Annotated in this window: 26 protein-coding genes; 12 read left to right on the forward strand and 14 right to left on the reverse strand. The window is 67.2% G+C overall.

Going from position 1 to position 23,321, the window contains the following annotated elements; all coding sequences use genetic code 11:
* Positions 1-6: 6 nt before the first annotated feature.
* Entirely contained in the window at positions 7-1,185 is a 1,179-nt protein-coding gene (locus tag QTI51_RS32305) for a YbdK family carboxylate-amine ligase (RefSeq protein ID WP_286517363.1), read from the reverse strand.
* 281 nt (positions 1,186-1,466) lie between these two features.
* On the opposite strand from QTI51_RS32305, the gene gntA reads away from it, so the two are divergent.
* Together gntA and QTI51_RS32315 are read left to right on the forward strand one after the other, a co-directional pair.
* Positions 1,467-2,186 (forward strand): guanitoxin biosynthesis heme-dependent pre-guanitoxin N-hydroxylase GntA, encoded by a 720-nt coding sequence (gene gntA / locus QTI51_RS32310; protein ID WP_286517364.1) that lies wholly within the window; start codon positions 1,467-1,469, stop codon positions 2,184-2,186.
* Between the two features lie 8 nt (positions 2,187-2,194).
* Positions 2,195-2,812, forward strand: a complete 618-nt coding sequence (locus tag QTI51_RS32315) for a DUF1989 domain-containing protein (protein ID WP_286517365.1) — start codon at positions 2,195-2,197, stop codon at positions 2,810-2,812.
* Between the two features lie 34 nt (positions 2,813-2,846).
* Here the strand turns inward: QTI51_RS32315 and QTI51_RS32320 are convergent, their stop codons facing one another.
* A complete protein-coding gene (locus QTI51_RS32320) occupies positions 2,847-3,992 on the reverse strand; it encodes a sensor histidine kinase (protein WP_286517366.1) in 1,146 nt (381 codons plus the stop codon).
* Between the two features lie 267 nt (positions 3,993-4,259).
* On the opposite strand from QTI51_RS32320, the gene QTI51_RS32325 reads away from it, so the two are divergent.
* The gene (locus QTI51_RS32325) at positions 4,260-4,412 is read left to right on the forward strand and encodes a hypothetical protein (RefSeq protein WP_286517367.1); all 153 of its coding nucleotides are present in this window, start codon (positions 4,260-4,262) and stop codon (positions 4,410-4,412) included.
* Positions 4,413-4,473: 61 nt separating this feature from the next.
* On the opposite strand, the gene QTI51_RS32330 is transcribed toward QTI51_RS32325, so the two are convergent.
* From QTI51_RS32330 to QTI51_RS32355, 6 genes are all read right to left on the reverse strand, one after another.
* Positions 4,474-5,040, reverse strand: coding sequence for a chemotaxis protein CheB (locus QTI51_RS32330; protein ID WP_286517368.1), 567 nt, complete (start codon positions 5,038-5,040; stop codon positions 4,474-4,476).
* A gap of 12 nt (positions 5,041-5,052) precedes the next feature.
* Positions 5,053-6,825, reverse strand: a complete 1,773-nt coding sequence (locus QTI51_RS32335; protein ID WP_286517369.1) for a RecQ family ATP-dependent DNA helicase — start codon at positions 6,823-6,825, stop codon at positions 5,053-5,055.
* A complete protein-coding gene (locus tag QTI51_RS32340) occupies positions 6,825-7,139 on the reverse strand; it encodes a hypothetical protein (protein WP_286517370.1) in 315 nt (104 codons plus the stop codon). Before QTI51_RS32340 ends, QTI51_RS32335 begins: the two co-directional genes overlap by 1 nt.
* A 41-nt stretch (positions 7,140-7,180) precedes the next feature.
* Positions 7,181-7,588: a DUF2934 domain-containing protein gene (locus tag QTI51_RS32345; protein WP_286517371.1), complete on the reverse strand. Its 408-nt coding sequence runs from the start codon at positions 7,586-7,588 to the stop codon at positions 7,181-7,183.
* A gap of 47 nt (positions 7,589-7,635) precedes the next feature.
* Positions 7,636-7,986, reverse strand: coding sequence for a hypothetical protein (locus tag QTI51_RS32350; RefSeq protein WP_286517372.1), 351 nt, complete (start codon positions 7,984-7,986; stop codon positions 7,636-7,638).
* 107 nt (positions 7,987-8,093) lie between these two features.
* Positions 8,094-8,273, reverse strand: a complete 180-nt coding sequence (locus QTI51_RS32355) for a hypothetical protein (protein ID WP_286517373.1) — start codon at positions 8,271-8,273, stop codon at positions 8,094-8,096.
* 183 nt (positions 8,274-8,456) lie between these two features.
* On the opposite strand from QTI51_RS32355, the gene QTI51_RS32360 reads away from it, so the two are divergent.
* From QTI51_RS32360 to QTI51_RS32385, 6 genes are all read left to right on the forward strand, one after another.
* A complete protein-coding gene (locus QTI51_RS32360; protein WP_286517374.1) occupies positions 8,457-9,323 on the forward strand; it encodes an alpha/beta fold hydrolase in 867 nt (288 codons plus the stop codon).
* Positions 9,320-9,850, forward strand: coding sequence for a DUF2243 domain-containing protein (locus QTI51_RS32365; protein ID WP_286517375.1), 531 nt, complete (start codon positions 9,320-9,322; stop codon positions 9,848-9,850). Before QTI51_RS32360 ends, QTI51_RS32365 begins: the two co-directional genes overlap by 4 nt.
* Positions 9,831-10,022, forward strand: a complete 192-nt coding sequence (locus QTI51_RS32370; protein ID WP_286517376.1) for a hypothetical protein — start codon at positions 9,831-9,833, stop codon at positions 10,020-10,022. The genes QTI51_RS32365 and QTI51_RS32370 overlap by 20 nt, the downstream gene beginning before the upstream one ends.
* A 399-nt stretch (positions 10,023-10,421) precedes the next feature.
* A complete protein-coding gene (locus QTI51_RS32375) occupies positions 10,422-10,817 on the forward strand; it encodes a hypothetical protein (protein WP_286517377.1) in 396 nt (131 codons plus the stop codon).
* Positions 10,818-11,262: 445 nt separating this feature from the next.
* Positions 11,263-12,420 carry a zinc-dependent alcohol dehydrogenase gene (locus tag QTI51_RS32380; protein ID WP_286517378.1) on the forward strand — a complete coding sequence of 386 codons (1,158 nt, stop codon included), beginning with the start codon at positions 11,263-11,265 and terminating at the stop codon, positions 12,418-12,420.
* 57 nt (positions 12,421-12,477) lie between these two features.
* Positions 12,478-13,005, forward strand: coding sequence for a hypothetical protein (locus QTI51_RS32385; protein WP_286517379.1), 528 nt, complete (start codon positions 12,478-12,480; stop codon positions 13,003-13,005).
* Between the two features lie 45 nt (positions 13,006-13,050).
* Here QTI51_RS32385 and QTI51_RS32390 read toward each other — a convergent pair whose 3' ends face one another.
* The 3 genes from QTI51_RS32390 to QTI51_RS32400 form a co-directional block, all read right to left on the reverse strand.
* Positions 13,051-13,965: a manganese catalase family protein gene (locus tag QTI51_RS32390; RefSeq protein WP_286517380.1), complete on the reverse strand. Its 915-nt coding sequence runs from the start codon at positions 13,963-13,965 to the stop codon at positions 13,051-13,053.
* 352 nt (positions 13,966-14,317) lie between these two features.
* Positions 14,318-16,024, reverse strand: coding sequence for an ABC transporter ATP-binding protein (locus tag QTI51_RS32395; RefSeq protein WP_286517381.1), 1,707 nt, complete (start codon positions 16,022-16,024; stop codon positions 14,318-14,320).
* A 65-nt stretch (positions 16,025-16,089) separates the two neighbouring features.
* Positions 16,090-20,001, reverse strand: coding sequence for an FAD-dependent oxidoreductase (locus QTI51_RS32400; protein ID WP_286517382.1), 3,912 nt, complete (start codon positions 19,999-20,001; stop codon positions 16,090-16,092).
* 212 nt (positions 20,002-20,213) lie between these two features.
* On the opposite strand from QTI51_RS32400, the gene galE reads away from it, so the two are divergent.
* Positions 20,214-21,257, forward strand: coding sequence for a UDP-glucose 4-epimerase GalE (gene galE, locus QTI51_RS32405; RefSeq protein WP_286517383.1), 1,044 nt, complete (start codon positions 20,214-20,216; stop codon positions 21,255-21,257).
* Positions 21,258-21,338: 81 nt separating this feature from the next.
* Here galE and QTI51_RS32410 read toward each other — a convergent pair whose 3' ends face one another.
* Positions 21,339-21,542, reverse strand: coding sequence for a hypothetical protein (locus tag QTI51_RS32410; protein ID WP_286517384.1), 204 nt, complete (start codon positions 21,540-21,542; stop codon positions 21,339-21,341).
* Positions 21,543-21,575: 33 nt separating this feature from the next.
* Positions 21,576-21,824, reverse strand: coding sequence for a DUF378 domain-containing protein (locus QTI51_RS32415; RefSeq protein ID WP_286517385.1), 249 nt, complete (start codon positions 21,822-21,824; stop codon positions 21,576-21,578).
* A 249-nt stretch (positions 21,825-22,073) separates the two neighbouring features.
* Between QTI51_RS32415 and QTI51_RS32420 the strand changes: the two genes are divergently transcribed.
* Together QTI51_RS32420 and QTI51_RS32425 are read left to right on the forward strand one after the other, a co-directional pair.
* Positions 22,074-22,868 carry a Gfo/Idh/MocA family protein gene (locus tag QTI51_RS32420; protein ID WP_286517386.1) on the forward strand — a complete coding sequence of 265 codons (795 nt, stop codon included), beginning with the start codon at positions 22,074-22,076 and terminating at the stop codon, positions 22,866-22,868.
* Entirely contained in the window at positions 22,865-23,071 is a 207-nt protein-coding gene (locus QTI51_RS32425; protein ID WP_286547680.1) for a hypothetical protein, read from the forward strand. Before QTI51_RS32420 ends, QTI51_RS32425 begins: the two co-directional genes overlap by 4 nt.
* Before the next feature lie 18 nt (positions 23,072-23,089).
* Here the strand turns inward: QTI51_RS32425 and QTI51_RS32430 are convergent, their stop codons facing one another.
* Positions 23,090-23,311 (reverse strand): hypothetical protein, encoded by a 222-nt coding sequence (locus QTI51_RS32430; RefSeq protein WP_286517388.1) that lies wholly within the window; start codon positions 23,309-23,311, stop codon positions 23,090-23,092.
* Between the last annotated feature and the right edge of the window lie 10 nt (positions 23,312-23,321).

Consider the following 23,321-nt stretch of genomic DNA (forward strand, 5'->3'; position numbering starts at 1 on the left):
AAAAGTTCATGCTGGATAGAGCGTCTGTCGCGGTTGTAGGACCTTGCTTTCGGTGTCCGTCAGTTCGGCAGCACTTCGCAGCGCCACCTGTCCGAAAGACCCAAGCTCGCGAAGCCAAGCGCGCAATATCGACGCATCGTTCTTTCTTGTTTCCACAAGTGTGCGCAGGGCGGCCAGGTGATCCTCGTCGGCCGATGTCTTCGCGTGCCTGCTCAGCGTCTTCAGTAGCCGCCCCAGGTGGTGCGCTAGGGGTATGCGCTCCAGCGAACCAGGGTCGATGTAGACCGCGTCCAGGCCGAACCTTGCTGCCTGGAACTTGTTGTACGCGTAGACGACGTGATCGTCCTGGCGGGGTACGAACGGCTTGTCGATCAGCAGCCATGCGCCGAGCAGCTGCGCAAAGCAGGCGAGGGACGCTGCCCGTTTGATGGTCAACGGACTGTCTAGCACACGAATTTCGACGGTGCCGAATTCCGGCTTGGGTCGAATATCCCAGTGGAGGTCCTTGATCGATTCAATAACGCCGCACGAAAGCCACCTGACGAGGTGGTCGGTCAACTCGTTCCACGACAGGGTGAACGGCGCGCATGGACCCGTCGGGAACGGGCTCGGACAGTTCAGGCGCGTCGAGTCGAAACGGGTGTCATGGCCCTCCATGAAGGGACTCGAGGCCGACAGCGCCACAAAGTGTGGGACATACCGCGCCAATTGGTGCATCAGCAGGGGAACGCGGTGCACGTCCGAGCAGCCGAGATGAATATGCTGGCCGAACACGGTGGTTTGTTTCAGCACCTCGCCATAGGACGCGAACAAAGAGCGGTATCTGGGGCTGTCGAATATTTGCTGTTCCGACCAGTGCTTGAACGGGTGCATGCCGCCGCCGGCAAGGAGCGCACCGTGCGCGGCAGCCGCGCAGGAGACGCGATCTCGCAGGGCTTCCAGATCGGCCTGTACGCCGGAGGCGTTCGCGCAAATGCCCGTGGAGATTTCGATCATGCCCGCGGTGACTTCCGGGACGATGGCGCCACGATCGGGCGATTGAAGACCAGCCAACGAGTTCAAGATGTTCTGGCTCAGCGGAGCCAGATCGCCCGTGTGTGCGTCGATGATCTGCAGCTCGAGCTCGACGCCCAAGCTGAGCTCCCTAGAGCCAGCGAAATTGAAACCCGGCGGATCCAGAAACACGACGAACTCCCTTCACAGGCCGGGGCGACCCTGCAATCGGCTTTCGAAAAGGGCGCAAAGCTGCCCACGGATTCGGGCGGTCACGCTGCCGCCCGCACAGAGCGTGGTGCGTCCTTTGGAGCACTCTGTAGGACGGGCTCGCGTTCAGCCCGTCATCAGTGCGACAAATATTTCGCATCTACCTGCAGAGGCGTTCGCCTACCTTCCACGGGCAGATCGACTCACGCCCATGAAGCCCTGTGCCTCTCGTGGAGGCCAAGCGGCGTCGCTACCGTGGGAACATGAAATTCCACAGTCATTTACCCAGTCAAGCAGAACACACAGTTGCGGCCCTGCAACTTCGATGTCCCGTCGACAGTTCGTCAGCGCGCGACGAAATGAGCTCCTTCATTTCCGACACTTCCTTCCCGTGCGTCGGCGCCAAGTCCGCGCTGAACAAGGACCGGATGCGCTTCGGCGATTTCGGTGAACTTGGCAATCCGGCCGGGGCCGCCGCACTTTGCGATGCGCTGCTGGCTTACTCCGCCGAGTTCGAGGCGCCCGGGAGCTCGCCCGTGAGCTTCATCGCGCTCTTCACCGCTGACGGTCAGGACGAAGCCAAGTTCGAGCGCCAGCTCTGGCAGATGCTCCAGGCTATGCACGATCTGGACAAGGCCCGCGGCTTTGCATGGGACCCGCAGGTCAGCCAAGACCCGAACCGGGGCGACTTTTCTTTCAGCATCGGGGGCCGCGCCTTTTTTGTGGTCGGGCTGCACCCGCATTCCTCAAGGCTGGCACGACGCGCTCCCGTACCCTGTCTCGTCTTCAACTTTCACGAGCAGTTTGAAACGTTGAAAGCCTCGGGCAAATACCAGAGCATGCAGACGGCGATCCGCGCGCGAGACGTGACGTTGCAGGGAACGGTCAACCCAGTGCTTGAGAGTTTTGGAAAGTCCTCGGAAGCCCGTCAATACTCCGGCCGTGCTGTCGAGACTGACTGGAAATGCCCCTTCCATCAATGAAGCACGTCATGTCCGAAACCCATCCCACCGGCTGCTGCCGCATTCCGCCTCAATCGGGTGTGGCGTTCACGCTTCGCGCCAGCGAAATACTGCGCATCTACGACCCGCTCGGCGAGCAGGTAGCCGATCTCTTCGCATTCGCCGAGAACGATCATCGCTGCAGCCTTTCGTCGGGCCGCAGCATCGACTATGCCTCCAAGATCTATCTCACCAAGGGCGACGTGCTGTACGCGAACGACAGCCGCCCCATGTTCCGCATCATTGATGACGCCGTGGGACGTCACGATTTCCTGCTCACGCCGTGCAGCCAGGAGATGTTCGAAATCTTGTACCGGCATCGAGGCCACCACCCCAGCTGCTTCGAAAACCTCTACCGCGCGTTTGAGCCCTTCGGCATCCGGCCCGAGCAGATCGGCACGACTTTCAATGTCTTCATGAACGTGGTGGTGTCGGAAAAAGGCGAGGTGAAGGTGAAACCCCCCTTGTCCCGTGCGGGCGATTTCATCGAACTTCGCGCGGAGATGAACCTGGTGTGCGGCCTGACGTCGTGTTCGGCAGAGAACTCGAACAACGGATCGTTTAAGCCGATTGACTACGAGATCCTCCGCCGGCCCTGCAACGAATGACCAAATTTTGAAGCGGCGTGCCAGTTGCCGTTTGTCACACTTGCAGTGCAACGTCGTCGTTTGCATCCGCGCTCGGCCAACTTAGCCTGGGCAGGTCAATGGTGAAGCGAATGCGGCCTTCCGAACTCGCGCCGGTGATTTCACCGCCGTGCGCACGGGCGATCTGACGCGCGATGAACAGGCCAAGACCGAGATGGGTTCGCTCGGTGCTCGCCGAGGGACCGTCGCGCTGGCGCAGGGGCTCGAACAGCGTCTCGAACTCATGGACCGCGATCTCGTCGCCGGCGTTCTCCACCGTGATGCGCACGAACGCTTCGTGTCCTTCGACCCTCGCGAGCGACGCCTGCGTCGGGTCGCCGTGCTTGATCGCATTTGACACCAGGTTCATCAACGCCTCGCCCACGCGCGACGCGTCGAAGGCTCCGCAGGTGTCGCCGGTGGCTTCGTAGTCGCTTAGAGCTTCGGGATGCGCCGCCCGCAGCAGCTCGATTTCTTCCGCGCACACATGGGCCAGGTCGACCTGCGCGGCCCGCAGCACCATGCCCGCGCCCAGGCTGGCCCTGCTGTACTCCAGCAGCGAGTCGAGCAACGACGTCAGGCGCTTGACGCCGCGCGACAGCAGCGCCGTCTGTGCCGCGGGGGCCGTTGCGCCCAGGCGCATCAGCTCGACGGTCAGCCCGATGGCGTTGAGCGGGCCGCGCAGGTCGTGCCCCAGGACGCTCAGGAAGATTTGCCGCCAGCGTTCACGCTCCTGCGCATAGAAGCGCACCGACTCCGCCACCGCCTGGTCGATGGCTTCGTTGAAGCGGGCAATGTCTTCAATGGCGCCGGCTTCGGGCACATAGGACTCGCCCCAGAGGCGAAGCACGCTGGAGCGCAGAGCTCGAAATTCGGCCACCAGCTGTTCGATGTCGATGCCGGCCCGCGCCCTCATCAGGCCGTGGGTCTGCGCCGAGGTCTGCCATGAAGATTGCGGCGCGTTGCCTTCGGATTTGTCGATGGCCTCCGTCCTACTTTGCGACGTCCTCAAGTCCGCTGAAATCGCGTCCAGAAGATGCGGCAAGTGGTCTCTCAGCAGCAGCGAATCGGTCTGGTGCAGCGCGGGAATGGTCTTGGCGAACGCCTCGGCGGCGTCGAGGATCTGTTCTTGGGCAACGTTCAGAAACGTGGCAAGTCGCATCGGCTCCTCCATGGTGTACGGGTTTAAACCCTATAGCAAAGTGGCCGAGAGGCAAGAGGTTTGTGACTATTCGTTCAGTTATCCTCGTCATGGACGACGAGCCCGACTCCGCGCACTTGCTAGGCATGATCCTGGGCATGCATTGTCCCCACGCCACGGTCGGCGTGGCCCACGGCGCGCAGGCGCGCTCGACCTCGACACGCGGCAGCGGCCGGTCGTGGTCATCTCTGACCTTGAAATGCCGACCATGGACAGTGAAAGAAGGCGGTGGCCCTGCGCGCCGGCATCACGGGTGCCGTGCCGGTGCTCAGTGCGTTGCCGGGCAACGTGGTGCGGTTGTCGGCGCTTCGCGGTGTCGGTATTTTCGATCATCGGGTCAGCAAGCCGGTCGATGTGGCAAGTCTCCTGCGCTTGATCTAAAAGGCCCTGGCCCCGTCGCAGCCCGACCGCACTGGGCCAGCATAAGCCGCCCTGCGCCTGCTCACGCCGCGATCAGGTCGATAAGCAGCGGTGCAATGTCGTCGAGCAGTACGATGTGGTCGGGGCTGTCATGCACGATGGCGCTGATGGGCATGCCCGGCACCTTGGCGTCCGAGGGGCTCTGTACCACGCAGCGGCCGCCGTGCTTCTTGACTTCGACCAGCCCGGCGCTGCCATCCGCGCCCGCGCCTGTCAGCACCACCCCGATGACCTGTCGACCGAATGCCCGGGCCGCGCTCGCGAAGAGACGATCGGCCACTGCCGAAGCACCGGCGGCGTTTGCCTCCAGCCCGAGTCGCCTGTTGGCGCGTACCACCAAATCGCTGCCGGGCGGCGGCAGCACGATCCGGCCATGGCTGAGCGGCTCTCCCTCCTGGGCAATCCCCACTTGCAGTGCGGTGTGCCGCTTCAGGTTGTCGATAAGGCGCCCGGGGTCCTCGTCGCCGGTGTCGATCACCGCGGCGATCGCGCCGTGAAAGTCGGGGGCGAAACGTCCGACAATGCGTTCGAAGGCCTCAAGGCCACCGCTCGAGGCGGCGACGACGATCAAGCGAAAGGGCGTGCCCATGGTGGCGTGCGGTCAAGGCGCCGCGGGCGTGTCCGCGAGCGATGACGTGCGTGGCTTCGTCGGCAGCGCGAGGCTCTGCAGCGACACCCTGCGCAGCCGCGTCACGTAGTCGGGATGAAAGCACCGCTCGGTTCCGTCCTCGAATCCAACAGTGACCGAAGCCCCGTCCGAGGCGACCACGGTGCCCCGGCCGTAGCGTCGCACCTTCACCGGGTCGCCGGCCTCGAGGGCCTGCGATCGCGGCGCGGAAACCGCGGGACTGTTGCTCACGACGATGGGCTGGGCGAGCGCCGCCTGGTGCGCCGCGATGCGCCGGCAGTTGTCGCAGGCACCGCAGTGCTTCAGGGCGGTCGATGGGGCCAGATCCCCCAGCAGCAGCTGCCATCTGCACTGGCCCGACTGCGCGTACGAGACCATGCGCTCGAGCGTCTCGCGGTCCTGCACGCGTCGGCGCTTGTAGGCGTCGAGCACGGCGGAAAGGTCGGCGGATGCGCCCACGCCAGCGGCTTCGCGCAACGACAGCCGCCCGCGCCGGTCGGTTCTGAGCACCTGCTCCTGCTTGAGCACCGCGACGCCCGCCTGCATGCGCGCGCGCGGACGCTCCAGCGCGTGGAGCAGACTCTGCGCCGTCCAGCCCCCGGCGTCGGGCGGTGCGGCCAGAAGCTGCCGGTGGATCGCATCCAGGTCTTCCAGCTGTGGGTATTTGCCGGCCAGAAAGAACTGCTGCACCGAGCGGTCCTTGGCATGAAACAGCAAGGTGCAGCGTGCCTGCTCGCCATCGCGCCCCGCGCGCCCAGCTTCCTGGTAGTACGCATGCAAGCTGGAAGGCATCTGGCAGTGCAGCACGAAGCGGATGTCCGGCTTGTCGATGCCCATGCCGAACGCGTTGGTGGCTACCATGATGCGCACCTCACCTGCCATGAAGGCCTCCTGCGCAGCTGTTCGCTCGCGCGGGCCGAGCTTGCCGTGATACAGCGCCACAGATTCGCCCTGCGCCTTCAGCGCATCGAAGGCGCGCTGGGCGGCCTTCACCGTGGCGGCATAGACGATGCCGCTGCCGGGCTCCTGAGCCGCAAGCTCGACGGTGCGGCGCACGCGCTCGTTCTCGTCGCCCAACTGCTCCACGGCGAACTGCAAGTTGGCACGGTAGGCGCCTATGTCGATCAGCCCGGCGTGCGGAATGCCCAGCAGCTTCATCACATCAGCTGCAACGTCTTCGCCCGCGGTGGCGGTCAACGCGAGCACGGGCGGGCTGCCCAGCGCGGCAATGGCCGACCCAATTTCCAGGAAGGCAGGGCGGAAGTCGTGGCCCCACTGCGAGATGCAATGAGCCTCGTCTACCACCAGCAACGCGGTCGGGCGTGCTCCCAAGCGCTGCAGAAATGCCGAATCGCACAGCCGTTCGGGCGTCGTCAGCACGATGCGTGCGCTGCCACTTGCCAAGTCGTCCTCGGCCTGCGCGAGTTCGCCGGCGCCCAGGGCGCTGTTGACTTGCACCGCGTGAATGCCCAGGTCACGCAGCCGGTCGCACTGGTCCTTCATCAGCGCAATCAAGGGGGACACCACCACGGTGCGCCCCTCAAGCAGCACGGCGGGCAGCTGATAGCACAGCGACTTGCCGGCGCCCGTAGGCATCACAGCCAAGGTCGGCAAGCCCGCCATGACGCGCTCGATCACCTCTGCCTGGCCGCCGCGCAGGCGCGCATGGCCGAAGACCTTGCGAAGAGCGTGCGCCAGGCTTGCTGTACCGGCTCCCGTGGTCATGTCGGTTGCCTTGTCGCGCATCAGGCGTCCTCGCCCACGTCGGTGTCACCGTCCTCGGGATCGGGGTGCGCGGCCAGCTCGTCGACGCGTGCCGCTTTGGAGTCGTCCACCGCGCTCGACGCTTCGACCGCGCCGTCCGGAAACACGCCGATGCGCTCGGGCAGGATGTCGGCGTTGGTGGCCCCTTCAAGGCCCGCCTCGGCGAGGGCACGGCCGCCGGTGCCCAGGGCATCGCTGCCGCTGTCGCTGGAGTCGCTCGGGCTCACGCTGTCGTCGTGGATGCCGCGGGCCTCGGCGGGCGGGCGCTCGCCACCCAGAATGCTGCTGGTTGCCATGGTCGTGGTGTTTTGAGAGGGGAAACGTGTCAGGTTGCCGGTTAGGTGCGCGTGGCGGCCTGGCGGTCGAATTCGGCTTCGGCATCGAGCCAGTCCTGCTTGTGGCTGCCAGCGCCGCCGCCGCGTCGCTGGTGCGCGTCGTAGGCGGCCCGGCGGATCGCGTCTTCGCGCGAAAGCGCGTCGGGCGCGGGTGCGTTGTCCACCGATTCGCGGTTGGTCTCGGACGACAGGTCTTCCTTCAGCGAGAACGGCGCGGCGTCGTCGTTCCTGGAGGACTCGATGTTCTTGCGCTTGGCCTGCATGCCCTCGCTGGGCGCGGGCCCTGCGAGGTCCTCACCGGTCGCGCTCTTTTTGCCGGTGAAACTCTCGCCTGCACCTATGTTTTCCACCCCGCCGCTGGTGGCGGGACGGCTTCCGTCGCCGGATGCGTTGACTGGTCGGTCGCTCATGTCTTTCTCCTGTTCGCGGTGAATCGGCGGAGCGATTGAAACTCGGTCTACTGAGGCGCCGGCTTGGCCGTGGGGCCGGCGCCCTTGGCGTCCGTGCCGCTGCTGGCGTGGCCTGGGGCCTGGTCTGGCGTGGTTTGCGCGGGGCCGGGGTTCACTGAGGGGCGCAGGGTTTGCGTGCGGGCTTTGGCGGTCGCTTCATCGGTAACGATCTTTCCGCTGTCGCCGAAGCCGCCCGTGGGCGCGCGGGCCGTCTGCGCTTTCTGCGAATCGCTCGAAGGTGGCGGCGCCGAGCCCTTCGGGTTGCCGGTCGGCTGCGCGACGGCCGACAAGGCCAGGCCCGCGGCCATTCCCAAAACGGCGATGCCGCGTGCGCTTTGCACAAATTGAAGTGTGTTCATGGCTGCACATTCGATGCAGCCCGCTTTGGGGCACGTAGGCGCACTTCAGCATGAGTTGTATGAGGATGGAGCGGTTGTCGGCCATGCCCCCTCGACGGCCTTCCCGGTCAGCCCGGGTCGGCTTCCGATCTTTTGGCAGGCGTGGGCGGATGGCGCTCGAGGTGGCGCTCCCACAGGAACAGTGCGGGCAGCGCAACAAGATGCGCAAGCGCGCTGAGCAGGCCGATGCAGAACAAGGCAATGGCAATTAGCGGGCTGGCGGCGATGCCGAGAAGAGTCTTGATCATTTACGACAAGGGGGCTGAAGGGAAAAAACCGATGTTCTTCAGTGCGCGCGCGCCTTGCGTAGGAGCGCGCCGCAACCTGGAGGCGGGACTGCGTGCGCGACGGGGTGCCGTCCCACAAGGCAACCCGCCACACGTTGTGCATGGTGCGTTGCAACCCCATTTCGCACAGCCTCCAGGACCGTCATGGACTTCACGCACATCGCCGTCAACGGCATCCGTTTGCACGTTGCCACTGCGGGCCCCGCGCATGCGCCTCTGGTCGTTCTGCTCCACGGGTTTCCCGAGACCGCGCTGGCGTGGCGACGCTATGTTGATCCCCTGCTCGCCCTCGGCTGGCGTGTGGCCGTTCCGGACCAACGCGGCTACGGCGCGTCGGACAAGCCCGGGGGTGTCCGCGACTATGTGCTGGACGTGCTGGCCGACGACGTCTGCGCCCTGGGCGCGGCGCTCGGCGCCGAGCAGTTCGCCGTGGTGGGGCACGACTGGGGCGGCATGGTGGCGTGGCACTTGGCCGCGCGCCACCCGGAGGTGGTCGAGCGCCTCGCCATCCTCAACGCGCCGCATCCGGCGAGCTTTCTCGGTTATGCGCTGACGCACCCGTTCCAGCTCGCGCGCAGCGCCTATGTCGGGCTGTTCCAGCTGCCTTTGGTGCCCGAGGCGCTGCTGAGCGTCAACGGTTTCTCGCTGCTGGCCGCGTCGCTCACCCGAACCAGCAAACCCGGCACCTTCGACGACGAGCTGCTCGCGGCGTACCGGCAGGCATGGCAAGCGCCGCGAGCCATCGCGAGCATGCTCAACTGGTACCGCGCAATGGCCTTGGCCCGCCCGGTTTCCACGCTCATCGAGGCGCCCACGCTCATCCTGTGGGGCGGGCAGGACGCCGCCCTGGAAGCCGGCCTGGCGGACGAGGCGCTTGCCTACTGCGCGCGAGGGAAGCTCGAACGCCTGCCCGATGCCACGCACTGGCTGCACCATGAGCAGCCGGTTCGCGTGGGCGCGCTGCTGTGCGACTTTCTCGCGCAGCCCGCGACGGCCGGAGCAGCCGGATGACGCGTCCCAACCCACTCGGGCTGTTTCCCGCTGTCTCCGGCGTACTGTTCGGGCTGGGCCTGGGGGGCTTCTTCGACGGCATCGTCCTGCACCAGCTGTTGCAATGGCATCACATGCTCAGCAGCTGGTACCCGCCGACCACCGTCGAGAACCTGCGGCTGAACACCTTGTGGGACGGCATCTTCCACAGCGCGACCTATGTGCTCGTCGTGGTGGCGCTGTACCTGCTGTGGCGGGTGGCGCAGCGCAGCCACCTGTTCTGGTCGAGCAGGCTCATCGTCGGCACCGCGCTGGTTGGGTGGGGCTGTTTCAACCTGGTCGAGGGCGTGATCGATCACCACCTGCTGCAGCTGCATCACGTCAACGAAACGGTGCCGTTGGCGCAGCGCATGGCCTGGGACCTAGGCTTTCTTGCCTGGGGCGCGGCGATGCTGGTGGGCGGCCTGACTCTCTGGCAGTCCGGCCGCCGTGAGCACCGGGTCCTTCAAGCCGACGGAGCGCCGCACGATGTCACGCCTGCTGCGTAGCCGCTGGCTGGTCCGCACAGTCTTCGCGGCGATGCTGGTGCTGGCCACCTGGCCTGCATGGCGCGTGGCCTCGCTGGGCGCCGAGCCGACGCTGGCCGAACTGCTGCAACTGGTCTGCGCGACACCGCCGCCCGAAACTGACGGGCCGGCCGGCGCCACGGGCCGCCGCTAACAAGCCTTGTCGGGCGTTCGAAGCACGCATGCCGCGAGTGCGGCGCGCCCTGTCGGCGTCAATGACCGCACTTGCGCAAATTTCGCCTCGCGCGGGTCGGGCGGATAGAAGTGCGCCTCGACGTGGCCCAGCTCGCAAAGGCGGCACAGATGCCGCAGCTTGGCCGGCGTGGACACAAACATCGGAAGGCGGTGGGTGGCGAGCTTGGCCAAGTAGACAAGGGGCATGTGTACTCCTGCGCCTGTACGGCAACCGGCGTGCCCGCTCGGCGGGCTAAAGGCGTGCAGTATTGCAAAGCCGGTCGCGCGTCGTGTGTTCTCCTACACCCAGTGGGTTGAAACGCTGACGGGCTCGATTCGCCGGTGCCGCAACGTCGGGCGCCTCACTTCAGGAGCGAACATGACCACCACGAAGAATGCAACACCCGCCCGAGACCGCGGTGCCGACCCCAAAGCAAAAGCCGAAGGGAACGCGAAGGCCGAGGCCGAACAGACCGCTGCCCCCGGCGAAACCCGCTGGTCGAAGGCCAGTGGCGACGGCCTGCAAAAGCCGGTGCTCCAGCAACCCAACGAGCTCGACGAATCGGCCAGCAGCCAGGAAGCGGCTAGCGCCTCGATGGAAGGCGTGGGCCGCGCGGCTTACAACGACGCCGTCACCAAGCAGGATACCGACCGTGGCCCCGTGATGGACGCGGTCTACAACGGACCCGTTACCGAAGGCCATCGCGTAGGCGATGACGAAGAGGTGCGCGGCGAGCGGGACCCGATGAAGTCCACGTCGTCGCGGCACCCATGAGGCGTCGCGCTGCAGCGAGCCATTGATGATCTACAGGAAAAGATCCATGGAAACGAAAAGGGAATTCAAGAAGGGAGACCTGGCGCGCCGGTTAATGGCGGGGCTCTTGGCGCTCATTGCCGTCTGCGTGGTGCTCGTGTTTTTTCTCTTTGGGCTGAGGAGTCCTGACAAAGGTCCGGGAAACATGCCCGCCAATGGCGACGCGACGCCGCTTCGCAGCAACGGAAGCCCACCCACTTCCAAATAGCGCAAACAGCGCAAGTCGCGCGCGCCGCGGCCACTGCGGGTGCCTTCGCCACCTCGGGCACGCCGCTTGCCACCTACGGCGTGAACACGTCGCGCTGCGACCTCACCTCGGCAGGCTTTTTTTAAAGGCGCGCTCGGCAGGCCTCGCGGCGTGCGCCCGCATTTCGCCCATCGCAACCCCCCTCAGGAGTCACCCACCATGCTTGCAATGAACTATCGCGGCCCCTACCGCGTTCGCGCTTCGCACAAGGCCGAGCCCGAAATCGAACACCCGGGCGATGCGATCGTGCGCGTCACGCGCTCGTGCATCTGCGGCTCCGACCTGCACCTGTACCACGGCCTTGTGCCCGACACCCGCGTGGGCACCACCTTCGGCCACGAGTTCACCGGCGTGGTTGAGGCCGTGGGCACGGCGGTGCAGCACCTCAAGCCGGGCGACCATGTGCTGGTGCCCTTCAACATCTTTTGCGGCAATTGCTACTTTTGCCAGAAAGAGCTCTACAGCAACTGCCACGAAACCAATCCGGCTGCCACGGCCGTGGGCGGCATCTTCGGCTACTCGCACACCACGGGCGGCTACGAAGGCGGCCAGGCGGAGTACGTGCGCGTGCCCATGGCCGACGTGGGGCCCACAGTGATCCCGCCCGACATGGACGTGGACGACGCCGTGTTGCTCACCGACGCCTTGCCCACCGGCTACCAGGCCGCGGAGATGGGCGACATTGAGGAGGGCGACACGGTGGTGATCTTCGGCGCGGGGCCTGTGGGCATCTTCGCCGCCAAGTCGGCATGGCTGCTGGGCGCGGGCCGGGTGATCGTGGTCGACCACGTCGAATATCGGCTCGACTTCGTGCGCCGCTACGCGCAGTGCGAAGTGGTCGACTTCAAAGACGTGGGCGACATGGCCATTCACATCAAGAAGATGACCGACTGGCTGGGCGCCGACGTGTGCATCGACTGCGTGGGTTGCGAGGCCGCGGGCAGCTTCGCGCAAACGCTGCTGGGTGTCAGGCTCAAGCTGCAGGGCGGCGCCGCCACGGTGCTGCACTGGTGCATCAACTCGGTGCGCAAGGGTGGCCGCGTGTCGATCGTGGGCGTGTACGGTCCGACCTTCAATGCCATGCCCATCGGCAACGCCGTCAACAAGGGCCTGACGCTGCGCATGAACCAGACCAGCGTCAAGCGGCACTTGCCGCGGCTCATCGAGCATATCCAGGCCGGGCACATCAACCCGAAGGAGATCATCACGCACCGCATCGACCTGTGCGACGTGGCCGACGCCTACCACCTGTTCTCCAGCAAGCTGGACAACTGCATCAAGGCGGTGCTCGTGCCGCCCTCCGCGATGGCGGCCTGAGCTGCCGACACCGCGACACGCCTGCCGCTCGCCCCCTCATATTGGAGCAACCTCGACATGATCATCACCGACACCGAAGGCACGCCGCGCACCCAGCGCGAGCGCCACGCCCATATCCTCGGCTGGGGCGCCGACCTCGACCATGCCGACCGCCCGGCCTATCCGATGGAGCGCACGCCACCGCGCCTGCCGTACCCTATGCCGCCGCCGGAGCAGCAGCACTCGCATGCCGAAGTGCTGGTGTCCACTGAGCGTCCGCGCATCACCCGGGTGTACGGCACCGCGCAGCCCCCCAAAGGCCTCAGCGGGTGGCTGCGTCGCCAGGCCTTCTACCATTCCGAGAACGACCTGCGGCGCTGGCTGATGTTGCTGCTGGCGGACCGCGTGAACGTGGGCGAGGGCCTGGTGGAGGACCTGGCGCGCGGCCACGTGCCCAACCTGTACGCGGAGATGGGCGGCCGGGCGGAACTCATGCACAACCCGAAGGGCGCGGCGCGCAAGGTTGCGATAGGCATTGCCGCGGTGGCGCTGCTGGCCTTGGCGCTCCAGCGCCGACGCAGCGGACGGCGCGCCGGGCTCCGCTGAAGGCGCGGCCGGCCTCGGCCGGCGCTCCTCGTCAGTGCGCCTCGCTCAGCGCGTCTTGTCGAGCTGGTCGTTCAGCGTGTTGAGCATGGCATCTTCCGACATGCCGAGTTCGGCGCCGGTCTGCGGATCGCCCAGCGGGTCGGAGGCTGTCCGCAGGGCCATGGCATCGACGGCCGTTTCTTCCTCGGGCGTCATCCTTACGGTTGCGCTGCCGTCGCCGCCGTCAAGCGCCACTTGGTCGTCAGGCGCGTCCACAAACTCCCATTGGGGCCCTTGGTTCCAGGGACCGCGCACATCGCCACCCTTGGACATGTCGAAGTACACGTTGGTGAACTCGGGCATGCCCGGTAGCTTGCCCGGCGGGAAGTTGGGCGAAATAGCGTAGAGCGCCTTTTCAAACGACTTCTGGTGGGCGATTTCGCGCGTCATGAGGAAGCCCAGCGCTTCCTTCACGCCCGGGTCGTCCGTGAGGTTGATCAGGCGTTCATAGACGATCTTGGCTCTTGCCTCCGCCGCGATGTTCGAGCGCAGGTCGGCGGTGGGCTCGCCGATGGTGTCGATGTACGCCGCCGTCCACGGAACGCCCGCGGAGTTGACCAGCGCGGGGCCGCCGCCATAGAGCACCTGCGTGATGTGGCTGTCGTTGCCCGCGGCCGTGATGCTGCGGTAGGCTTCAGCTTCGGAGTCGACGCCTTCGGCCAGTCGGCCCTTGGCGCCCTTGTTCAGCATGGCCACCATGGTGCCGATCACCTCCAAGTGGCTCAGCTCTTCGGTGGCGATGTCGAACAACATGTCCTTGCGGCCGGGGTCGTCCTCGCCGATGGCCTGTGTGAAGTAGCGGCAGGCCGCGGCGAGCTCGCCCTGCGATCCGCCGAACTGCTCGAGCATCAAGTTGGCGAGGCCGGGGTTCGACTCGCTCACCCGCAGGGTGTATTGAAGGCGCTTGTTGTGAGAAAACATGAGAAAGATCTCCTGATCGTGAGGCGCGCCGGCATGCGGCGCAAGAGGGGTGGAAAGACGGCAACGTGACCGGGCGCCCATGTCTTGCCGGGCCTTCTTGAAAGCGGCTGAAGCGAGACACGCGCAACTCGGACGCTTTTCAAACTGCGCGTGCGTACCGATGCGCTCTGTAGGCCTTGAACGCGCCGCCTGGTGAGTGCTGCACGGTGGCCGCGGCAAGCGCGCGTCGGACCTTCGAGCGCCGGACCCATGCCTTCGTCCGACACGACAGCGCAAGACGGGCATCAGGCTTGCGGCCTTTCCTCGGCCCCTTGTACGCCGGCGCACACGCACGGCTGAATTCCAAGCAGGTTCAAGCGGTTTCCTGCCCCTGCGCCTGCATGCGCCACAGGTCGGCGTACACGCCGCCGCGCGCAATCAGCACGCCCGGCGCGCCGTCTTCCACGATGCGCCCGTCTACCAGCACCACGATGCGGTCGAATGCCGCCACCGTCGACAGCCGGTGCGCCACCGCCACCACCGTGCGCCCGCGCATGAGCCGATCTAGCGCGGCCTGGATCTCCGCCTCGGAGCGGCTGTCCAGCGCCGAGGTGGCTTCGTCGAGCAACAGCACCGGCGCGTTCTTGAGCATGGCGCGCGCAATGCTGATGCGCTGGCGCTGGCCGCCCGACAGCCGCGCGCCTCGCTCGCCCACCACCGTGTCGTAGCCCTCGGGCAGCGCCATGATGAAGTCGTGGCACAGCGCCTCGCGCGCGGCCGCGTGCACCTGCGCGTCGCTTGCCGCGGGGTTGCCGTAGCGCAGGTTTTCGAGAATGGAGCGGTGCAGCAGCGTGATGTCCTGCGGCACCACGCCGATGGCGTTGCGCAGGCTGTCCTGTTGCACATGCGACACGTCCACGCCGTCGACCGTGATGCTGCCGCGCGTGGCGTCCATCACACGGCCGATCAGCCGCACGAAGGTCGACTTGCCCGCGCCCGACGGTCCGACCACACCCAGCCGCTGCCCCGCGGGAATGAGCAGGTCCAGGTGCTCGAACACCGGCCGGCGTTCCTCGTAGGCGAAGCACACGTCGTGAAAGGCGATGGCGCCCGCGCCGGGCTCGAAGGGCGCTGCGCCCGGCCGGTCGGCCACCTCGTGCGGCACCGCCACCACGCGCAGCATTTCGGTGATCACGCCGAAATGCTGCGATGCATCGACCAGCGACAGCGCCAGTTCGCGCGAGCCGTGGAGGATGCGAAAGGTCAGTGCACTGATCAGCACCACGTCGCCGGCCTCGCTGAGTCCGGCGCGCCAGGCCTCGACGGCCCAGATCAGCATGGCGCCGGCCATCAGCCACAGGCACAGGTCGTGGCAGGCGCGTGCCTTCTCCAGAAAAAGCCAGCTGCGCCGCTGCGCCTGCGCCTCGAGGCCGAAGGCCGCGCGCAGGCGCTGGTACTCGCGCTCGCGCGCCGAGAACGCCATCACGGTGAAGATGTTCGACACGACGTCCACCACTTCGCCGCCCACCTGCGACGCGCGCGCGGCAAACACCTGCTGCAACGGCCGCGCGCGGCGACCGAAGGCGAACATGAAGGTGGCCACCACCGCCACGAAGCCGATGAGCGCGAGCGCCATGCGCACGTCGATCGTGCACAGCACCACCACCGCGCCGATGAAGTCCACGCACGGCGGCAGGATCTTCCAGATGAACGTGCCGAAGATGGCGCCGGTCGCGCCCGCGGTGGCCGTCACGCGGTTGCCCAGCGAGCCTGCGAGATGTCGCGAGAAGTAGTCCAGCGAGTGGCCCGACAGGTGCCTGAACAGGTCGAGCCGAACGTCCACGCCGCTTTTGACCACCGTGACGCAGCCCAGCCAGCCGCTCAGCCGCCAGAAGGCGCTCTCGGCGGCGATCAGCACGATGAACAGGCCGAGCCATTTCCAGATGGCGCGCGAGCTGCGGTCGTTGTCGGCCATGGTGTCGACGATGAGCTTCATGCCGTACTGCACGCCCACCGAGCAGGAGGCCGCCGCCACGATCAGCGTCAGCAGCACGCCGAAGGCGGCGGGCCTCTGGCGCACGTAGCGCCAGAGAAACCGAACCGGACGGTCGGGCAGCGGCGTGCTGCCCGCCGCCGGCCTGGCGGTCAGGCGGCCGCCGCCACGGCGCGCGGCGCCGCGTCGGCGTTCAGCTTCAGCGCCGCCTCTGCGGCCTTGTGGCCGGCGACGAAGGCGTGGTCGGAGTTGTAGTACGCCCACTCGCTGTAGCGCCCCGCCAGCAGGATGCCGGCGTCCGCAAGCCAGCTGCGAATCGCCTCCACATGCGCCGCGCGTGCGTGGTCGTAGACCACGTAGGCAATGGGCATGTCGACCTCGTTGGCGCACACGATGGCATCGTCCGGGCGCAGCAATCCGACACTCACGGCGTCGTCGATGCAGCGCTGGATCAACGCCTGGCCCTCGGCGGGCAGCGGCTTGGAAGGCGAATACGTGATCTCGCAAGTCAGCCCGAAGCCGCCCGGCGCGTTGCAATGCGGGCTTGCGTTGCCCTGCACGAACACGCGGTGGAACACCGTGTCCTCGGGGTAGTAGATCCAGTGCTTGTCGGTGATGTTCTCGCGCGCCACGCCCAGGTTCACGCAGCGCACGGACACATGGCGCAGCTGGCGCGCCGCCTCGCGCACGAAGGCCGGGGCTTCGGCGCCGATGGCCTCGACCAGGCGCGGCAGCGGCATGGTGTTGATGAGGGTGTCAAACGCCACCGTGCGCCCGTCGTCGAAGCTCACGGTCTTGCGAGAGGGCGACACTGCAGTCACGCGGGTGCCGAGCGCCAGCGGACCTTCAAGCAGCGGCAGGAAGCCGTTCATCAGCGCTTGGAAACCGCCGCGCAGCGGGTAGCCGAAACGCGCGTTCGGACCGATGGGCTTGTGCACCGGCTGCAGCGCACCTTCGATCATTTCGTCGAGGTCGGGCATCGGCACGCGCCCGCCGAGCCAGGAGGTTTCCATGTCGCTCAGCGGCACCGCCCACAGCTTGCGGTTGTACGGGATGGCGAAATGCCTGGCCACGCCCTTGCCCCAGACCTTGTAGATGAACTCCTCGAAATTGCGCGGCGCCATGGCCGGCGGCGTGGCCGGCAGCGCGGCGGGCGCGGCAGTCGCGGTGTGGACCGCGGGCGGCGCGGTGGCGGCCGGCGATGCTGCCGCGCGCGACGGGCCGGTCGGGGACACGCGCAGCGTTGGCTTGTCCAGACTGCCGAAGCGCGCCTCGATGGCGCCGACCAGACACTCCTTCAGCACGTCGGGCGGCAGGCCGTGCAGCGCCGACTGGAACGGATACCGCGTGTACACCTCCTTGCTGTAGATCCAGGCCTCGCGGTTTTGCCAATGCAGGTTGTCGCCCAGCAGGCGCTCGTACAGCGCCAGCACGTACGGGTCGGTGGAGAACATGATGTGCCCGGCACAGTCGAAGGTGAAGCCCTTGTCCTCGATGGAGCGGCACCAACCGCCCACGGTCTCGTTCTGCTCCACCAGCAAGGCGTCCTGCCCGGCGTGCAGCGCGGCTGCCAGGCCCGTGGGCCCGGCGCCGAGGATGACGATGGGATGGCTGGCGGGGCCCTGGTCGTCCGTGCGACCCGCCGCCGGTTGCGTTCGCGAAGCTGCCGGCGCCGGGCGGGATCGCCGCTTCTTGTCCGCCGTGAGCGCCATCAACACCGCCATCTGGTCGGCCGTGCGGTCCCACGAGGTCGACTGCAGCACCTCCTCGCGCGCGGCGGCCTGCCGTGCGCGCCCCGCGTCGTCCAGCGCGAGCATGTCCTCGCAGGCGCGCACGAAGGTTTGCGCGTCGTCGGCGATGCCGACCAGGCCCGCATAGGGGCATACCACGTCGCGGATCGGCGTGCTCACGATCGGCTTGTCGGCGGCCATGTACTCAAGCGTCTTGGTCGGGCTGATGTAGCGCGTGGCTTCGTTTAGCGCAAAGGGCATCAGGCACACGTCCCAGCCCGCGATGAGTTCGGGAAGGTCCTGGTAGCTGCGCTGGCCCAGCCAGTGGATGTTGTCGCGCTGCGGCAACGCGGCGCGGTCGATCTTTACGACGGGACCGACCGCCACGATCTGCCACTCGGGGTGCGCATCGGCCAAGGCTTCGAAGAGCGAGAGGTCAATGCGTTCGTCGATCACGCCGCAGTAGCCCAGCCGCGGGCGGGCGATGCCTGCCTGTGCCGGGTGGTCGGCGTCCGCCCGGGACGGCGGCGAGAAGTGCGCGGCATCGACGCTGCTCGGAAAGCAGTGCGTGTCGGCATGGCGCTCGCGCTTGGACTCGTACAGGCTCTGCCCGCCGGTGAACACCAGGTCGGCCATGTGGAACAGCGCGCTCTCCCGTTGCAGCAGCTGGCGCGGTGCGTGGCGGAACGCGGAGAGTTCGTCCATGCAGTCGTACACCACGCCCACCGGCTGCAGGCCCGCGGCCAGCGGCATCGCCATGGGTGTGTAGAACCACAGCCAGTAGTCGCCCGTGCCCGAGGCCTCCAGGTGCTGCGCCAGCAGCATCTGCAGCTGCGGAATGTGGTCGTCGTGGAAGCCCGTGGCCGTGCCGGCCAGGTGCGGCCGCAGCACCGTCACGCCGTCGCAGGGCGAGAGCGTTTCGAGTACCGCTTGCGCGGCGCCCGGCATCGGCTCTTCTACGAACACGACGTGAAAGTGCTGCGCCAGGCGCGACAGCAGCTGCTGCGGACGCTGGTAGACGAAGTCCCAGCGCAAGTGGGAGAAGACGATCAAGGTGGGGGTCATGGGGCTTCCTGAAGGGTGGGTCTGGGTCGATGAAAGGGGTGAAAGGGGTAAAGCGTTCGATGTGTAATTCGCCTGCCAGTGCAGCAGCCGCCGCAGCGAAGGCAGATGGATCTGCCGGTCGCCGCTGCGGCGCTCGACGTCCCACAGGCCGCTGCGGTGCCAGTGCTGCGTGTCCTCCCAGTCGGGGCGGTCGACCAGCGGATACAGGCAGATGCCTTCGAGCGGCACGTTGGCGATGCGGCAGCGTTGTGCGGCGGTGGCCACCTCATCGATCCACTGCGCGCGGCCGTCGCCGACGTGGCCGGTCTCGGCAATGAACAGGGGCCGGCCGTAGCGTTGCCAGATGCCCGCGAGCATGTCGGCGAGGTCGCGCCGGCGCGGGTCGCGCACATGCCAGTGCAGGCGCTCGTTGGTGGGGTGCTCCCACTGGTTGCTGTGGTAGTAGTTCAGGCCCAACACGTCGAGGTAGCGGGGCGCGCCGCCCAGCGAGGGCTCGCGCCTGCCGCACAGCATGTCCCAGGCTTCGTACTGCGCGTCGTCGAGTGCGCGCGCCTGCAGGACCCAGGCCGCGGGGTCGCCGTGCAGGGCTTGAACGATGCGGTCGTCGTGAACGCTTTCGGTGGCGGGCACCACGTGGATCAAGGGATCGTTGTGCACGATGCGCGCATCGGGCCAGGTCGCCCACAGCGCATCGGTGCCGCGCAGCGCCGCGCGCACCAGGTTGCATTTGAGCGCGTGGGCGCGCTCGGTGGCATCGGGCTGGGTCGGAAGGAATGGATGCATCAGCGAAGTGCTGCTCGCGGCCCAGCTGAGGAACGAGATCTCGTTGACTGGCTGGAACACGAGGGGGCCGCCGGCCAGGTCGGCAACATCGCGCAGGCTGCGTGCGACCACATCGCAGAAACCGGCGAAGCGCGGCGCGAAGTCATCCGCGAAAAGGTCCACGCCGTCGGGCACGCCGTAGTGGTGCAGCGTCCAGATCACCTGCAGGCCGTGGCGCGCCGCCAGCTGCGCCGTTCGCACGATTTCGCGGCGGCCGGCCGGCGCACCGAGCGCGGCAAAGCTGCGCCAGCCGATGCTCTCGCGGATCGTGCGAATGCCCAGGCGCGCAAGCCGCGCATAGTCCTCATCGCGCCTCTGCGCGTGGCCGTTGCGCAGGTTCATCGCCACTTCTTCGCCACGGCTGTTGAGGTGGTCGGCGCCTTCGTAGCCGCCGATCCAGAACGACCTGAACAGCGGCGCGGCGGAGGAACGTGGGTCAAGGGTCAAAGCAGATTTCCATGAGGTGTGTGCCTACAGGGCAAGCGCGATGCCCGGCAGCCTAGGCACCCAGCGCGGAGCAGGCGGCGGCAATCCGTACCGATACCGGCAAGCCTTGCCGCGCGAAGGCCGCACGAGTCCCGAGGCAAGCGCATGGGCCCGCACAAGCGGCGCCGGGTATGTCGCTTGCCGTTGGCTTGCATCTCTCTTACGGAGTCGCAATGACCAAGAACATCCTCGTGACCGGCGGCGCCGGTTTCATCGGCAGCCACACCTGCGTGGCACTCATCGAAGCAGGCTTCACGCCGCTCGTCGTCGACAACCTCGGCAACGCCGACGCAGGCTCGCTTGAGCGCATCGCGCAAGTGGCCGCATGCGCCGAGCCGATTGCCTTCTGGCGCGGCGACGTTCGTGACGGCGCCTTGCTCGACGACATCTTCGCCACGCACCGCGTGCATGCGGTGGTGCACTTCGCGGGCCTGAAGTCAGTGGGCGAATCGGTCGCGCACCCGGTGAGCTACTACGACTGCAACGTGCAGGGCTCGCTCAGCCTCGTGGCTGCCATGCAGCGCGCCGGCGTGCACCGGCTCATCTTCTCGTCGTCGGCCACGGTCTATGGGCAGCCGGAGAGTTCGCCCGTGTGCGAGAGCGCGGTGCTGCAGCCCTGCAGCCCCTACGGGCGCTCCAAGCTCTTTGTCGAGCGGCTGCTGCAGGACCTGGCCCAGGCCGATGCACGCTGGCGCATCGCGTCGCTGCGCTACTTCAACCCGGCCGGCGCGCACCCGAGCGGCCTGCTGGGCGAACGCACCGCGGGCGCGCCCAACAACCTGCTGCCGGTGCTGTGCAAGGTTGCGTCGAGCGCGAGCGAGCGGCTCACCGTGCATGGCGGCGACTACCCCACGCCCGATGGCACCTGCGTGCGCGACTATGTGCACGTGATGGACGTGGCTGAAGGGCACCTCGCGGCGCTGCGCCATCTGGACGCGCACGCTGGCGCATCGGCCTTCAACCTGGGCGTGGGCAGGGGCACCTCGGTGATGGAGCTGATCGGTGCCTTTGGCCGCGCGTGCGGCGCGGACGTGCGCCATGCCGTGGGCCCTCGGCGCGACGGCGATGCGGCGGCCTACTGGGCCGACGTCGAGCTGATGCGCAAGGCCACCGGCTGGAGCGCGCGTCGCACCATTGCCGATATCTGCGGCGACGCGTGGCGCTGGCAACAGAGTCAGGGGGTTCAACAACCGGCGGGCGTGCTCGCAATCGCCTGAGCGGGGCATAAAAAGGGGCAGCCAGCGGCAGATCGGATCTGTCGCTGGCTGCCCCCCTGATGGCGGCGCTTGCGCGAGCCGTCAGATGGCGGCGGGCGGCTTGTCGTCGCCTTCGCGCTGCGTGAGCGCCGGGCCGTCGTTCGGCCCCACGGGCGCGTCGCGTTCGGCGTCGGTCTTGGAGAACTGCTTCATGGCCTTCTGCGCGGGGAGCTGGTGCGCATCGCCGACTGGGCCCGTGCGGTCCGCGCCAGAGGAGTCCTTGTCGTTGGTGCTGGTGTCGGTCATTAGGGTGTCTTTCGGAATTCCTGAAAGCACTGCTCAGCGGGCACGCGGCGCGAGGCGCATTGGCAGCGTCAGGCCCCAGAGCCCGCCGAGGCCGACCAGCACGTAGACGGCACGGCTCGCCATAGTGCCGCTTCCGAAGATTGCGGCCACGAGGTCAAAGTTGAACGCGCCGACGAGGCCCCAGTTGATGGCGCCGACGATCATCAGCACGAGGGCAATCCAGTCGGCAATGCCGAGAGCGTTGGTGTGGGCGGTTCCGTCGCTGCGCAAAGTGGTGGCCATCGGGAAATTCCTGGTGAGTGGTTGAAGAGAAGGAGCAATGAATGCTCTAGGCACACGCAGTTGCGTGCGTAGGAAGAGTACCTGTGCGTTCGTCGGTACTGCAGGCGATGCGGCGTTACGCATGGCAGGCATGTGCGTGGCCAAGCACGTGTCGATGAAAGCCTTGTCGATTCCCATGAGCGTCCGCACAACGAACTCCGCAGTTGCCGCCCTGTTCCATCCCGCCTCGCGGCCCGCGCGGTCGAGCGCATGCGCCACCGGCCACGCCTGGGCTTCTACGGCGCGGGCTCGCTGGCTCGCGAACGCATGCTCACCATTGCCGTGGACGGCGCCGCCGAGGTGGTGGCCATCGGCGACGCCGATGCGCAAAAGCGGGAGGTGGCGCACGGCGTCGAGCCCGGTGCGGCCTTGTGCGAATCGTTCGACGCGCTGCTGCAGCACCCCGTGGACGGCATCGTGCTTGCCACGCCCGGGCAGGCGCATGCCGCCCAGGCCGAGGCGGCGCTTGCGCGCGGCATTGCCGTGTTCAGCCTGTGGCCGCTGGCGCGCGGTGCCGCCGAGACACGGCATGTGGTCGACGCCGCGCAGCGTGCCGACCGGCTGCTGGGCGACAACCTGTCGTACCGGCGCACGCGGGCCATGCAGGCGGTGCGCCAGTGCGTCGCGGCCGGCGAGATCGGCGAGGTGTTCGCGGTCGAGCTGGCTTTTCACCGGGCGCTCGGACCCAACCGAGCGCAGTTGCATGGCTCGCAGCGCCCGGGCGGCGGGTGCGTGAGCGACCTGGGCGTCCACATGATCGACCTGGCGCTGTGGGTGCCCGACTTTGCGCAGGTGCGCTCGGTCACCGGCTGTCTGCATGCCGAAGGGCGGCGGCTGGTGATGCCCGCAGAGCATGTGGAAGACCACGCGCTCGCGCAGTTCGACCTGCCCGGCGGCTGCGTGGTGCGGCTCGGCTGTTCGTGGAACCGGCCAGCCAGGTGCGACGCCACCATCGAAGCGCGCTTCCATGGCACGCGGGGCGGGATCTGGCGTTGCGCAACGTGAGGGGCTCCTTGCACGACTTCGTGGCCGAGCGCTTCGAAGGCACGCGCACGCTGCCGCTGGCCGCACCGCCCAATGCCTGGAAAAGCCGTGCGGCGGTGCACTGGGTTCACACGCTGGCGGCTGGCGGCTGGCGGACGCTTGATGCGGGGGTGCGGCAGCTGGTGCAGGCCGCCGAAGTGGTCGACGTTATTTACGGGCGCTGACCGCCCAAGGCTTGGTCCTCAGGCCTGGTGTTGGCTGTCAGCCAGCGCCACACGGCCCGCAGGCGTCAGCGCAAGAAAGCGGCCGTATTCACGTATCTGGCCGCGTTCGGTGGCGTGCAGGGTGAAAGCGGCCACCAGGCCGGCCGCGCGCAGCATGACCAGTTGCTGCACCTCTCGCGGCTGCGTGAGCGTGAGCGGTGCCTGGCCGCGGCTCAGTTGAGCCAAGAATGCGATGGACACGGTACGGGCT

It is taken from the genome of Variovorax sp. J22G73, from assembly GCF_030317035.1.
Lineage (GTDB): Bacteria > Pseudomonadota > Gammaproteobacteria > Burkholderiales > Burkholderiaceae_C > Variovorax.

Coding starts and splice junctions, on each gene's coding strand:
- QTI51_RS32320 (WP_286517366.1), bottom strand. CDS start 3,992: ATGCGACTTGCCACGTTTCTGAACGTTGCCCAAGAACAGATCCTCGAC.
- QTI51_RS32375 (WP_286517377.1), top strand. CDS start 10,422: ATGACCACCACGAAGAATGCAACACCCGCCCGAGACCGCGGTGCCGAC.
- QTI51_RS32355 (WP_286517373.1), bottom strand. CDS start 8,273: ATGATCAAGACTCTTCTCGGCATCGCCGCCAGCCCGCTAATTGCCATT.
- QTI51_RS32365 (WP_286517375.1), top strand. CDS start 9,320: ATGACGCGTCCCAACCCACTCGGGCTGTTTCCCGCTGTCTCCGGCGTA.
- QTI51_RS32360 (WP_286517374.1), top strand. CDS start 8,457: ATGGACTTCACGCACATCGCCGTCAACGGCATCCGTTTGCACGTTGCC.
- QTI51_RS32335 (WP_286517369.1), bottom strand. CDS start 6,825: ATGCGCGACAAGGCAACCGACATGACCACGGGAGCCGGTACAGCAAGC.
- QTI51_RS32370 (WP_286517376.1), top strand. CDS start 9,831: ATGTCACGCCTGCTGCGTAGCCGCTGGCTGGTCCGCACAGTCTTCGCG.
- QTI51_RS32380 (WP_286517378.1), top strand. CDS start 11,263: ATGCTTGCAATGAACTATCGCGGCCCCTACCGCGTTCGCGCTTCGCAC.
- QTI51_RS32390 (WP_286517380.1), bottom strand. CDS start 13,965: ATGTTTTCTCACAACAAGCGCCTTCAATACACCCTGCGGGTGAGCGAG.
- gntA (WP_286517364.1), top strand. CDS start 1,467: ATGAAATTCCACAGTCATTTACCCAGTCAAGCAGAACACACAGTTGCG.
- QTI51_RS32345 (WP_286517371.1), bottom strand. CDS start 7,588: ATGAGCGACCGACCAGTCAACGCATCCGGCGACGGAAGCCGTCCCGCC.
- QTI51_RS32315 (WP_286517365.1), top strand. CDS start 2,195: ATGTCCGAAACCCATCCCACCGGCTGCTGCCGCATTCCGCCTCAATCG.
- QTI51_RS32330 (WP_286517368.1), bottom strand. CDS start 5,040: ATGGGCACGCCCTTTCGCTTGATCGTCGTCGCCGCCTCGAGCGGTGGC.
- galE (WP_286517383.1), top strand. CDS start 20,214: ATGACCAAGAACATCCTCGTGACCGGCGGCGCCGGTTTCATCGGCAGC.
- QTI51_RS32385 (WP_286517379.1), top strand. CDS start 12,478: ATGATCATCACCGACACCGAAGGCACGCCGCGCACCCAGCGCGAGCGC.
- QTI51_RS32410 (WP_286517384.1), bottom strand. CDS start 21,542: ATGACCGACACCAGCACCAACGACAAGGACTCCTCTGGCGCGGACCGC.
- QTI51_RS32340 (WP_286517370.1), bottom strand. CDS start 7,139: ATGGCAACCAGCAGCATTCTGGGTGGCGAGCGCCCGCCCGCCGAGGCC.
- QTI51_RS32415 (WP_286517385.1), bottom strand. CDS start 21,824: ATGGCCACCACTTTGCGCAGCGACGGAACCGCCCACACCAACGCTCTC.
- QTI51_RS32420 (WP_286517386.1), top strand. CDS start 22,074: ATGCGCCACCGGCCACGCCTGGGCTTCTACGGCGCGGGCTCGCTGGCT.
- QTI51_RS32350 (WP_286517372.1), bottom strand. CDS start 7,986: ATGAACACACTTCAATTTGTGCAAAGCGCACGCGGCATCGCCGTTTTG.